Below are 12,407 nucleotides of genomic sequence, written 5' to 3' on the forward strand. Positions count from 1 at the left end.
TCGATCGCTGGGCCGCGTCTCGTCCCGCTGGGTCGCGCCGTCTCGGGAGCCCGTGCGGGCGGCCGGTTCGCTACTTCATCGGGTCGTGGCCCCAGTTCATGAGGGACCAGCGCCACTTGGTGTCGCGGACGTTGCCGGAGGGGCGCTGCGCCATGTGCCGGCGTACGTAGCCGACCACCTTGCGCATGTGCTTGTAGTCGCCCTCGGAAAGATCGCTGCGTTTACGACGCAACAGGTTGATGATCTTCCGGCCGGACTCGTGCCCGACGGACTCGCCGCCACCGGAACGACCGCCCTTGTGCCAGCCAACCTGCTTCGACTCGTCGGTCTCCAGCCAGGACGACAGCTCAGCGGGCTTCATGTTCACCGCCTCGGTGAACTCCCGGTAGGTGTCCCGGCCCTGGTCGTCAGCCCTGCTCATGGCGCAGCGCCTCGGGGCGGTGGGCCACGTCGCGGCCCGTTCCGTCACTGCGAACCCGGTACTGCGGGTCGTCGGGCGCCGCGTTCACGGCCCGCCCCCGGATCCGAGTCCGTTCGGTGATGGTCTCCTGCACCACGCCGTACGCGCGGCTGCCGTGGGCCGACCAGGAGACATGGTCGCCCTTGTGGAATCTCTGTTCGGCCATGCCCTCGGCTACCCGACGCCCAGGGGGCGAAACTGCTACGGCGTGATCTCGGCGATCGGCAGCTTGATGTCGAACGGCTCGGTCAGCTCGATCACGTCGGCGCCGTCGGCGACCAGCTCGTACTGCCGCTCACCGCCCGGCCCCACGTGGTCGCCGATCCGGTACGCGTAGACGTGCAGCGGGTCCTGCTCGATCCGCCAGTAGAACGGGATGCCGGCGGCAGCGTACTCACCGGGCTTCGCGAACCGGTCGATCCGTCGCGTGCCGGGCGAGACGATCTCCACGGCGAGTGCGACGTCCGCCGGCCGTAACGTGGACCGGTTGGACGGCACCTCGGCGCGACAGAGCAGCACGTCTGGCTGCCGGCTGGTGTTGCGGCTGAGTGCGACGCCGACTGCTTGCGCGGCGCGAAGATTCGCCGGGGCGTGCGAGCGCAGCCACAGCCACAGCAGGCTGCAGATGTCTTGATGGCCCAGGGTGGGGGAGGGTGTCACCTGGATAACTCCGTCGACGAGTTCGACGCGGGGGGCGTCGTCCGGCAGGGCGAGCAGGTCCTCCAGCGTGTAGTCGGCACGCTGCTGCCGCATCGGGTCCGGACACCAGGGGCCAGGTGATGTCGGGATGGGCTCGGCGCTCATGGGGTCGAGCCTACCGGCGATCGATGGCCCGCAGGTCGGACCACAGGTGCGACGCGCTCAGTCGGCGGGCTTCTCGGTGACGAAGATGGCCGTACCGGGAAAGAGGCGCCCGCGCAGCGGACTCCACTGCCCCCAGATCCCATCGTGCCCCTCCGGCCACTCCGGCTCCACCAGGTCCAGCAGCCGGAACCCGGCGCCGACCAGCTCGCGGATCCGGTCGCCGAGGGTGCGGTGCTGCTCGACGTAGGTGGCCACGCCGGTCTCGTCCTGCTCGACGTAGGGGGAACGGTCGAAGTACGAGTGCACGGCGGTCAGCCCGCCCTCACCGGGGTCGTCGAGGAAGATCCAGCGCATCGGGTGGGTCACCGAGAACACCCACCGTCCGCCGGGGCGCAGCACCCGGTGCACCTCGGCGTGCAGGGCCGCCGAGTCGTCCACGAACGGGATCGCGCCGAACGCGGTGCAGGCGAGGTCGAAGGACCGGTCGGCGAACGGGAGGGCGAGGGCGTCGGCCTGCACCAGCGGTACGCGTACCCCGGTGTCGTCGGCGGCCTTGGCGGCGTGCCGCAACATGCCGGCGGACAGGTCGAAGGCGATCGGCGAGGCGCCCTGGGTGGCGAGCCAGCGGGCGGCGGCCGCCGCCCCGCAGCCGACCTCCAGCACGCGCCGCCCGGACACCTCGCCGAGCAGGCGGGCGTCGGCCTCGCGGAGTCCTTCCGGACACCAGACGAAGTCCACGTCGCCGAGGAACGCGCCATGCTCGGCCTGGTAGTCGTCGGCGTCGGTGTCCCACCAGCCGCGGTTGGCCCGTCGGACCTCGGCGTCAGCCACCCGGCGCCGGGTGACCCGGCTGTCGTCATCCACGGCGCTCACGCTAGGCCCTACCCGTCGCGTGGGGTGCGGCGGCGCGGCCAAGTTTCGAGTGGCTCCTTGATCGACGTGGTGTCCGCGCCGGCGGGTGGCGGGCGTCCCGACGCCTGTTCGCGCCCGTCCCGCGAGGGTCGGTTGTGGCTGCTGTGACGCACGAGACAGCTGGGGTCGTTTCCGGGCGATTGTTCGCCTTTCGCAGGTCACCGCACGTAGAGAAGCCGGGAGGGCTTGCACGCTGTGGTAATGCGCACGGTAGGCTAGACGATGCGCTCGCGGATCGCGTTGCCTCGGCAGGGAGCAGGTGCGCGGTCGACGGAGCCACATCATGATCTCACTAGCGATCGTTCGGTGTGCCCGGCGACGGATCCGCTGGCGCGAACAGGTCACCGCGACACCAGCCTGCTGTGACAACCCACCGACCGGAGCAACCGCCCACATGACGAGCAGCATCGAGGCCCCCTCGAGCGCCACCCGGGTCACCCACGACGATCTCGGTTCCGAGGAGGCTTTCCTCGCCGCGATCGACGAGACCATCAAGTACTTCAACGACGGCGACATTGTCGAAGGCACCGTCGTCAAGGTCGATCGGGACGAGGTCCTGCTCGACATCGGCTACAAGACCGAGGGCGTCATTCCCTCTCGGGAGTTGTCGATCAAGCACGACGTGGACCCCGCCGAGGTTGTGACGGTTGGTGACCACATCGAGGCCCTGGTCCTCCAGAAGGAGGACAAGGAGGGTCGTCTGATCCTCTCCAAGAAGCGGGCGCAGTACGAGCGGGCCTGGGGCACGATCGAGAAGATCAAGGACGAGGACGGCGTCGTCCGCGGTTCGGTCATCGAGGTGGTCAAGGGCGGCCTCATCCTCGACATCGGGCTGCGCGGCTTCCTGCCCGCGTCGCTGGTCGAGATGCGTCGTGTGCGTGACCTGCAGCCGTACGTCGGGCGGGAGCTCGAAGCCAAGATCATCGAGCTGGACAAGAACCGCAACAACGTGGTCCTGTCCCGCCGGGCCTGGCTTGAGCAGACGCAGTCCGAGGTGCGCACCGAGTTCCTCAACAAGCTGCAGAAGGGCCAGGTCCGCAAGGGCGTCGTGTCCTCGATCGTCAACTTCGGCGCGTTCGTGGACCTCGGCGGCGTCGACGGTCTGGTGCACGTCTCCGAGCTGTCCTGGAAGCACATCGACCACCCGTCCGAGGTCGTCGAGGTGGGCCAGGAGGTCGAGGTCGAGGTCCTGGACGTCGACCTGGACCGCGAGCGGGTCTCGCTGTCGCTGAAGGCGACCCAGGAGGACCCGTGGCGGCAGTTCGCCCGCACCCACGCGATCCAGCAGATCGTGCCGGGTAAGGTCACCAAGCTGGTTCCGTTCGGTGCGTTCGTCCGCGTCGACGACGGCATCGAGGGCCTGGTCCACATCTCCGAGCTGGCCGAGCGCCACGTGGAGATCCCGGAGCAGGTCGTCCAGGTCGGCTCCGAGGTCATGGTCAAGGTCATCGACATCGACCTCGAGCGTCGCCGGATCTCCCTGTCGCTCAAGCAGGCCAACGAGGGCTTCGTCGAGGGCGAGGAGCACTTCGACCCGACCCTCTACGGCATGGCCGCGACGTACGACACCGAGGGCAACTACATCTACCCGGAGGGCTTCGACCCCGAGACGGGCGAGTGGCTCGAGGGGTACGACAAGCAGCGCGAGACCTGGGAGAACCAGTACGCCGAGGCTCGTCAGCGCTGGGAGGCCCACACCAAGCAGGTGCAGACCTCTCGGGCTGCCGACGCCGAGGCCGCTGCCAACCCGGCCCCGGCCGTCCCGGCCGCTGCCGGTGGCGGCGGTGGCACCACCTCCTCGTCCAGCCCGGCCCCGAGCCGGCAGGCCGAGGAGCCGGCCGGCACGCTGGCCACCGACGAGGCGCTCGCCGCACTGCGGGAGAAGCTCGCCGGCGGTAAGTGACCCGCTGAACGACGACAGGCCCCGTCCCCGCGATCTTCGGATCGCCGGGGGCGGGGCCTTCGCCGTGAGCAGGTGCCCGGTCGTGGTCGTGGGGCGGCGCTGTCGGGCCGCTCCACCCCGCTCGCGTCGGGCCGCGTCGGGTGGGCGGGTTTGGTGGTGGGCTCGGGCATCCGGTTGACTGGTCGGGTGTTGAGAGTGGGGTTGACCGGCGGGATCGGGTCGGGCAAGAGTGCGGTGGCGGCGCGGCTGGCCGAGCGGGGTGCGGTGCTCATCGACGCCGACACTGTGGCACGGGAGGTCGTGACACCGGGTACGGACGGATTGGCCGAGATCGTTGCCGCCTTCTCCGACACGGTGCTGGACGCTGACGGCGCGTTGGACCGCGCCGCGCTGGGCGCGTTGGTGTTCGCCGACGAGACGGCGCGCCGTCGACTTGAGTCGATCACGCACCCTCGGGTCCGGGCCCGTACCGCTGAACTGACCGCCGCCGCGGCGCCCGACGCGATCGTCGTCAACGACGTACCGCTGCTGGTCGAGGTGGGGCTCGCGCCCACGTACCACCTGGTGATCGTGGTGCAGACGGCCGTGACGACCCGACTGGAACGGCTGGCGCGTGACCGGGGGATGGGCCGCGCGGAGGCCGAGCGGCGGATGGCCGCCCAGGCCGACGACGCCCGTCGGCGGGCCGCGGCGGACGTGGTGCTGACCAACGACGGCAGCCTGGCGGACCTGCACGACGCCGTCGACGCGCTCTGGGCTCGGCGGTTGTTGCCCTACGAGCACAATCTGCGCGAGCGGCGGGTGGTCCCGCCAGGTCGGATCGACCGGGTCGGCGCCGACGTGACCTGGCCGGAGCAGTACGCGCGGCTGGCCGCCCGGATCCGACACGCGCTCGGCTCGGACGCCCTGCGGATCGACCACATCGGTTCGACGGCGGTGCCCGGCCTCGCCGCCCAGGACGTCATCGACGTGCAGGTGGCCGTGTCCAGCCTCGCCGACGCCGATAATGCGCTGGCCGACCGACTGGCGAACGCCGGGTTCCCCCGCGTGCCCGGGCAGTGGTGGGACGACCCGCGTCCGGCTGGCAGCGCTCGGTGGCAGAAGCGGTTGCACGGCAGCGCCGACCCGGGCCGCCCGGTTCGCCTGCACGTGCGGGTGGCCGACTCGCCGGGCTGGCGGTACGCCTTGATGATGCGCGACCACCTGCGTGCCGATCCGGATCAGCGGTCCGCGTACCTGCTGCTCAAGCGGGACCTCGCCGACGCGGCACCGGAGGTCGGCGAATCAGGCACGGCCAGTGATCCGTGGTTCGACGAGGAGTATCTGCGGGCTGAGCAGTGGGCCGAGCAGACCGGCTGGCGGCCCTGAGCGGCACCGGTCAGCGGGCGGCGTGGGGTCGAGGGGTGGCGGCTGGCCGGGGGATCGGGGCGAGCCGGGGCACCATTGTGGGACGGAGATCCAGTTGGGCCCACGCGTCGGCGTCGGTGTGCAGTTCCAGCCGGCGTAGCGACCCGTCGCGATCGATCCAGTAGCGCAGCCGCGCGCCGGCCGAGCCGACCTCGACGACGTCCACGGTCTGCCCGCCGGCGACGTCCTCGCGTACCCGGACGGCCGTACCGCGTGGCCCGACCGACCCGGCGGCCACCGCCGCGTCCACGAGCACGCTCAGGGCGTCGCTGCCGGCTCGGGAGACGCGCCACGGCCCGGCCGGGGGCGGAAGCGGCGGCCGTTCGGGCTGCTCCGCGGTGCCGCCACCGGCGGTGCCCGCGGGCAGGTCCGCCCGGGCCAGACCGGTGGCGTCGCGCCGCAGCAGGGTCCGGCGGTCCGGCACGCCCAGGTCGGCAACCGCGAGGTACGCGGTACGCGTGGTCCAGCTCAACCAGCCGGCGGCCCGCAGATTCGTGTCCGTGCCGACGGGTGCGGTCAGTGTCAGCGTGGCACCGCTCTTCGCCCGCAACCGGGCCGGTAGCTGGTCCAGTCGACGCCGCTCGGCGTCGGTCAGCGCGCGCGGCAGGCCGGGCCGGCCACCGAGGGCGTCCACCGGGTGTAGCGTCGGCCGGTCCGTCCGGTTGAGGACCACAGTGACCGGGCCGACGCCGGGCAGTTGGGTCACCAGTTTGTGCAGGCGGGCGTCCTGGTCGAGCCAGTACCGGGTCTGGCTGTCCGGGTCGGCGCTCGCCGAACCGGCGGTGCTACCGGGTGCCGAACGAGAGGCTGGTGTCCCGGGCAACGGCGCCTGTAGGACGTCCACCGGCCCGGCGGGCACGGTGTCCTGGGCGATCCACCGCGCGCCACCGTCGGGCACCGCCCGCGTCGCGTCCGGGCGGTCGGCGGCGAGGCCGAGGAGCAGGTCGAGCACGGGTGCCAGGTTCGCCCCAGGTTCGAGGCGGTGCAACCGCCAACGGTCCGCGGGAGGCACCAGCGGTGGTGCGGCGGGAGTGGGTACGGCCGCAGGGTCGGGTCGGACCACCAGGACCGCGCCGACCTTCTGCACCAGCCCTCGTTCGGCGCCCGCGCCCGGCCCACCCACGTCGAGGTAGAGCAGGGACCGCGACCAGTCCACCCAACCCACCAGTTCGATCCGGGCGGCGTCGACGCCGGCGGTGACCCGGACCCCGGCGCGCAGGTCCCGCAGGTTGGTGACCCGCACGGCGGCCAGCCGCTCGCCCTCGGCGACGGTCAGCGGCCGGGTTGGCTCGGGCGGATCGGGCGCCCAGCTCAACAGCCCGAACACCAACGCCGCCGCGGACGTCACAGCGGTCAGCGCGAGCAACAGCAGCACGGTACGTCGACGGCGGCTGGCCGGGGTTCGACCGTCCGCCGGGTCGGCGGCGGGTGCGGAGGTGTCGTCAGCGCGGGTGGTCGCTCCGGCCCCGTCGCGACGTCGCCCGGTGGCGGCTCGGCGCCCGCTGGCGGGTCGCCCCCTGCCGGTCGGTCGGGCGGTGGCGGGTCGGCTGGTCGTGGGCCGCGCAGCGGCGTCGGAGGGGCGGGCCGCATCCCCGGTGTCACCGGGGCGGGAGGTGGTGGCTCGTCGCGCGTCCCCGGTGTCGGTGCTGCGTGCGGTGGAAGCCCGCCGTTTGGCGTCGGCGTTGCGGGGGGTGGTGTCGGGAGCCGGGGTCGGAGAGGTGTCCACGGAGATGAAACGGGCGGGGAGGCACCGGGGTGACGAGCAGGGGCGCTCGCGGCGGCCGGTCTGCGCCGTGAGCGCGACCACACCGGTGCGCACGCCGGACGAGCCGGGTGCTGCGACCGCAGTGCCGGGGGCGGCCGGCCGTGATGACGGCCTGGCCACCGGCCCGGTCGGCCGCCGCGAGCGGCCTACATGAAGAGGGTAGTCCCGGTGACATGGGCCACACAATGGGAATATTGAAGCCGATCACGTACCTGGCGTGACGCCCGTTCCTGTCGGACCTCCGGCGTACCGTTGATGACATGGCGCTCGACATTCCCCGGCTGGACAGCCGCTTCCAGGTCGTCAGTGAGTTCCAGCCGGCCGGCGACCAACCGGCGGCCATCGACGAGCTTGAGCGTCGGGTTCGGCGCGGCGACCGCAACACCGTGCTGCTCGGCGCGACCGGCACCGGCAAGAGCGCCACCACGGCGTGGCTGGTCGAGCGCCTCCAGCGCCCGACCCTGGTGCTCGCCCCCAACAAGACGCTCTGTGCGCAGCTGGCCAAGGAGTTCAGCGAGCTTCTGCCGCACAACGCGGTCGAATACTTCGTCTCGTACTACGACTACTACCAGCCCGAGGCGTACATCCCGCAGACCGACACCTACATCGAGAAGGACTCCTCGATCAACGAGGAGGTGGAGCGGCTGCGGCACTCGGCGACGATGTCGCTGCTCACCCGCCGCGACGTGATCGTGGTGGCGACCGTCTCGGCGATCTACGGTCTGGGCACCCCGGAGGAATACCTCAACCGGGCGGTGAAGGCGCAGATCGGGCAGGAGCTCGACCGCGACCAGTTGCTGCGGCGGCTGGTCGACATCCAGTACACCCGCAACGACATGGCCTTCCAGCGGGGCACCTTCCGGGTCCGCGGCGACACGCTGGAGATCATCCCGGCGTACGAGGAACTGGCGATCCGCATCGAGCTGTTCGGTGACGAGGTGGAGAAGCTCTACTACCTCAACCCGTTGACCGGTGACGTGGTCCGCGAGGTCGACCAGCTGGTGATCTTCCCGGCGACGCACTACGCGGCCGGTCCGGAGCGGATGGAACGGGCGATCCGCGACATCGAGGTGGAGCTGGCCGAGCGGCTCGCCGAGCTGGAGCGGCAGGGCAAGCTGCTGGAGGCGCAGCGGTTGCGGATGCGCACCACCTACGACATCGAGATGATGCGGCAGGTCGGCTTCTGCTCCGGCATCGAGAACTACTCGATGCACATGGACGGGCGGCTGCCCGGCAGCCCGCCGCACGCCCTGCTCGACTACTTCCCCGACGACTTCCTCACCGTTGTCGACGAGTCGCACGTGACCATCCCGCAGATCGGCGGCATGTACGAGGGCGACGCGTCCCGCAAGCGGATGCTCATCGACCACGGCTTCCGGCTGCCGAGCGCGGCCGACAACCGGCCGTTGCGCTTCGACGAGTTCCTGGAGCGGGTCGGTCAGATGGTCTTCCTCTCCGCGACTCCCGGCACCTGGGAGATGGAGCAGGCCCAGGGCGAGTTCGTCGAGCAGGTCATCCGGCCCACCGGTCTGGTCGACCCGCAGGTCGTGATCAAGCCGACCAAGGGCCAGATCGACGACCTCATGCACGAGATCAAGCTGCGGACCGACCGCGACGAGCGGGTGCTGGTCACCACGTTGACCAAGAAGATGGCCGAGGACCTGTCCGACTACCTCCTGGAGAACGGCATCCGGGTGCGTTACCTGCACTCGGAGGTCGACACGCTGCGCCGGGTGGAGTTGCTGCGCGAGCTGCGCAAGGGCGACTACGACGTGCTGGTCGGCATCAACCTGCTCCGCGAAGGCCTGGATCTGCCCGAGGTGTCGCTGGTGGCGATCCTCGACGCCGACAAGGAGGGCTTCCTGCGCAGCGGCCGTTCGCTGATCCAGACCATCGGCCGGGCCGCTCGTAACGTCTCCGGTCAGGTGCACATGTACGCCGACAAGATCACCCCGTCGATGGCGGCGGCGATCGACGAGACGGACCGGCGTCGGGCCAAGCAGATCGCGCACAACGAGGCGCACGGCATCAGCCCGGAGCCGCTGCGTAAGAAGATCCACGACATCCTGGACGACATCTACCGCGAGGCGGAGGACACCGAGAACTCCCGGGTCGGGGGCGCGGTGCGTCAGCTCTCCCGGGGCAAGGCGCCGGTCAAGGAGACCCGCAGCCGCAGCCGGTCCGCCGCCACGACGACCTCGCGGGAGGGGATGGCGCGCGCCGACCTCGCCCAGCTGATCCAGGAGCTCAACGACCAGATGCTGGCCGCAGCCCGCGAGCTGCAGTTCGAGTTGGCGGCCCGGATCCGCGACGAGGTCTCCGACTTGAAGAAGGAGCTCCGCGGCATGGACGCCGCCGGCGTGAAGTGACGGACGGCGAGATCGTCACCGGGCGACCCGACGTCCGTCTGCGCCCGTTCGTGGACCGGTACGTAGGCTACCGGGAACGAGCGGACCTCCCACTGGTCCGCCGGGAGTCGGCGGGTGCCTTCGTGGTGCTGATACTGGGCTGGGGTGCTCCGCTGGACGTGACCGACCCGCGCAGCGCGGAGCGGGGCGTCACGCAGGTCGACTCGTTCGTGGCCGGCACCTTCGACGGTTGGTGTACGACCCGCATGCTGGGCGTGGGGGAGGGCGTCGAGCTGCTGCTCGCCCCGCTGGCCGCCCGCCGGCTTCTCGGCCTGCCGCTGAGCGAGTTGACCAATCGGGCTGTGGAGGTCGGGCAGCTCCCGGGGCGTTGGCTGGCGCGACTGCGTGTCCGGCTCGCCGAGGCACCCGGCTGGCCGGAGCGCTTCGTCCTGCTCGACAGAGTGCTCGGTGCCCGGCTGGCGGCGTCCCCGCCGGTGGACGCCCGCGTCGACCGGGCGTGGCAGTGGCTCGTCGCCAGCGGTGGGCGCGGGAGCGTCGCCGCGCTGGCTGACGAGGTGGGCTGGAGCCGACGGCACCTCGCGTTCCGGTTCCGACACGAGGTGGGACTGCCGCCCAAGACTGCCGCCCGGTTGCTGCGTTTCCAGCAGGCGTGCACGGCGCTGGGCAACGTCGGCCCGAACGTCGGGCCGGATGGCCTCGACGGGCCGGGCTGCGAGCCGCCCGCCGGCGTCGAGCGGGCCGAGCCCCCCGCTGCGGCTCCACCCGGCGTGGGAAGGCCGGTCGACTGGGCCGCGGTCGCGGCGGGCTACGGCTACTACGACCAGTCGCACCTGATCCGGGACTTCCGAGAGTTCGCCGGGGTCACCCCGGCCGCGCTGCTCGCCTCCCGGCCGGCAGCCGGCTGACACACCTCGACGAGGCGACCCGCCGAGGTCACATTCGTCCAATTCAGCCCCGGGTCGCCGGCGGCAGAATCAGCTCATGCGAACTGTCTATCCGATCTTCCGTTACCCCGATCCCCGTGCCGCGATCGACTGGCTCTGCTCTGCCTTCGGTTTCCAGGCGCACGTCGTGCACGAGACGCCGGACGGCTCGGTCGCGCACGCGGAGCTGGTCCTCGACACCGGCATGATCATGCTGGGCGGTCGCGCCGACACCGCACCTCGGCCGGCCGACGACGACTGGTCGGTCTACGTGGCGGTGCCGGACGTCGATGCCCACTGTGCCCAGGCTCGCGCGGCCGGTGCCGAGATCATCCGGGAGCCGTTCGACACCGACTACGGCTCACGCGACTACGCCGCCCGCGACCTGGCCGGCAACGTCTGGTCCTTCGGCACCTACCGCCCCTGAGGCAACCGCGCCGGCCCGCGCGCTGTCTCCACCGTGCCGGTCCGTGCGCTTCACCATGCCGGCGCGCGTCGCGGACGTGCCGACCCGAGACGTCCGCCGGCAGGGTGCCCGCAGGGGGAGGCGGAGGACGGTTGGCGAGCCTTTGGAGCTGAATCGTCTGTGGCATCGCGGCCAGGTGTCCCGTGTCGGCGACGGCAGGCGGCCATCAATCGACCGGCCCCCGCTGACGGCGAATCGTTTGCGGCATCAGCTCCACAGCGACCGCCGGTGGTGATGCCTCCTCGGCAACCTCGGATCTGTCAGGCGCGGGTTGGGCCAGGACGCCGGGGTTACGCCGCCGAGCTCGCCCCCGAGGCGGCGCCTGCTCCGGGACTGGCCTCTGCTGCCGGAAACCCCTGCCGAACAGCGACGGCGGCGGGTGCCGTAGGTCGGAATCGGCGACCGGACCGAATGCCCTGATTGCGGTGTGCGAGCAAACTATTGCACTGGGTGATCGTCCTGCGTACTCTCCCTCGGTGGGGAGGCCGGGATGCCGCTACCAACAAGTCCTGTTATTCGACGTGCACGTCTGGGCGCAGAGTTGCGCCAGCTACGCCGGCGCGAGGCGCTGACCCTGGAGCAGGTCTGCGACCGGCTGGGTTGGGCCTCGACGTCGAAATTGTCCCGCATCGAGCTGGGTCAGAGCCGTCCTGACCTCGCCGATGTGCTCGATTTGCTGGACATCTACAAGGTGCCCTCGCCCGCCCGTGAAGCGCTGATCGTGATCGCCCGGGACGCGGCGACCAGCCGCGGCTGGTGGAAGACGCTGGGCGAGATGAGCGAACGGCAACGCACCTACGCCGAGCTGGAGGCGGGCGCGGCGGACATCGTCGAGTACCAGCCGTCGGTCGTGCCGGGGCTGCTCCAGACGCCCGCGTACGCCCGGGTGCTGGTCACGGCCGGCGCGCGGCTCACGCCCGAGGTGGACGTGGAGGCCGAGGTGCGCGCCCGTGCGCTGCGGCAGGAGGTGCTGCGGCGGGCCTACCCGCCGCGCTACACGGCGGTGCTCGCCGAGGCGGTCTGCGACCCGGGCGACCTGCCGGAGGCGGTCTGGCGTGAACAGTTGCGCCACCTGGTGGCCGTGACCGGGCTGTCGCACGTCACGGTGCGGCTGCTGCCACGCGGGGTGGCCGGCGGCGGGCTGCACCCACTCACGCCGTACTCCTGCTATGCCTTTCCGGACCCGGCGGACCCGCGGACGGTGATGCTCGAGGCGTTGACCACCGACGTGCGGTTGGCCACCCTGCTCGACGTCGACCGTTACCAGCGGATGACCGAGGCGCTGCTGGCGGCGGCGCTGTCACCGGAGGAGACCGTCACCGCGCTGGCCCGCCGCGTGGGCGAGTAGGAGTCGTCGTGCCGCGCGGCCACCGGGCCCGGCGCCCCCGAGCCCGTCGG

General features: G+C 71.4%; 10 protein-coding genes and 1 pseudogene. 6 read left to right on the top strand and 5 right to left on the bottom strand.

Annotated features, from left to right (window positions below; all coding sequences use genetic code 11):
* Positions 1-73: 73 nt before the first annotated feature.
* The 4 genes and pseudogenes from FHU34_RS10745 to FHU34_RS10760 all read right to left on the bottom strand — a co-directional run.
* Positions 74-421: pseudogene (locus tag FHU34_RS10745) on the bottom strand (DUF3140 domain-containing protein); the annotation flags it as partial.
* Entirely contained in the window at positions 408-626 is a 219-nt protein-coding gene (locus tag FHU34_RS10750; RefSeq protein WP_145779816.1) for a hypervirulence associated TUDOR domain-containing protein, read from the bottom strand. The pseudogene FHU34_RS10745 and the gene FHU34_RS10750, both read right to left, overlap by 14 nt.
* 35 nt (positions 627-661) lie before the next feature.
* Complete coding sequence (locus FHU34_RS10755) at positions 662-1,264, bottom strand: Uma2 family endonuclease (RefSeq protein ID WP_244311610.1); 603 nt, start codon at positions 1,262-1,264, stop codon at positions 662-664.
* Between the two features lie 57 nt (positions 1,265-1,321).
* Entirely contained in the window at positions 1,322-2,128 is an 807-nt protein-coding gene (locus tag FHU34_RS10760; protein ID WP_145779817.1) for a class I SAM-dependent methyltransferase, read from the bottom strand.
* Positions 2,129-2,459: 331 nt separating this feature from the next.
* Between FHU34_RS10760 and rpsA the strand changes: the two genes are divergently transcribed.
* A complete protein-coding gene (gene rpsA, locus FHU34_RS10765) occupies positions 2,460-4,079 on the top strand; it encodes a 30S ribosomal protein S1 (RefSeq protein WP_208744961.1) in 1,620 nt (539 codons plus the stop codon).
* Positions 4,080-4,265: 186 nt separating this feature from the next.
* Positions 4,266-5,447, top strand: coding sequence for a dephospho-CoA kinase (gene coaE / locus FHU34_RS10770; protein WP_145779819.1), 1,182 nt, complete (start codon positions 4,266-4,268; stop codon positions 5,445-5,447).
* A 10-nt stretch (positions 5,448-5,457) separates the two neighbouring features.
* Here the strand turns inward: coaE and FHU34_RS10775 are convergent, their stop codons facing one another.
* Positions 5,458-7,305: a hypothetical protein gene (locus tag FHU34_RS10775; protein ID WP_145779820.1), complete on the bottom strand. Its 1,848-nt coding sequence runs from the start codon at positions 7,303-7,305 to the stop codon at positions 5,458-5,460.
* Between the two features lie 206 nt (positions 7,306-7,511).
* Between FHU34_RS10775 and uvrB the strand changes: the two genes are divergently transcribed.
* The 4 genes from uvrB (at position 7,512) to FHU34_RS10795 (ending at position 12,357) form a co-directional block, all read left to right on the top strand.
* Positions 7,512-9,620, top strand: a complete 2,109-nt coding sequence (gene uvrB / locus FHU34_RS10780) for an excinuclease ABC subunit UvrB (RefSeq protein WP_145779821.1) — start codon at positions 7,512-7,514, stop codon at positions 9,618-9,620.
* On the top strand, positions 9,617-10,525 hold the full coding sequence (locus FHU34_RS10785) for a helix-turn-helix domain-containing protein (RefSeq protein ID WP_145779822.1): 909 nt from the start codon (positions 9,617-9,619) through the stop codon (positions 10,523-10,525). Before uvrB ends, FHU34_RS10785 begins: the two co-directional genes overlap by 4 nt.
* 76 nt (positions 10,526-10,601) lie before the next feature.
* The gene (locus tag FHU34_RS10790; RefSeq protein WP_145779823.1) at positions 10,602-10,970 is read left to right on the top strand and encodes a VOC family protein; all 369 of its coding nucleotides are present in this window, start codon (positions 10,602-10,604) and stop codon (positions 10,968-10,970) included.
* Positions 10,971-11,499: 529 nt separating this feature from the next.
* Positions 11,500-12,357 carry a helix-turn-helix domain-containing protein gene (locus FHU34_RS10795; RefSeq protein WP_145779824.1) on the top strand — a complete coding sequence of 286 codons (858 nt, stop codon included), beginning with the start codon at positions 11,500-11,502 and terminating at the stop codon, positions 12,355-12,357.
* Positions 12,358-12,407 lie beyond the last annotated feature (50 nt).

This window comes from Micromonospora taraxaci (genome assembly GCF_007830095.1).
GTDB classification, from domain to species: domain Bacteria; phylum Actinomycetota; class Actinomycetes; order Mycobacteriales; family Micromonosporaceae; genus Micromonospora; species Micromonospora taraxaci.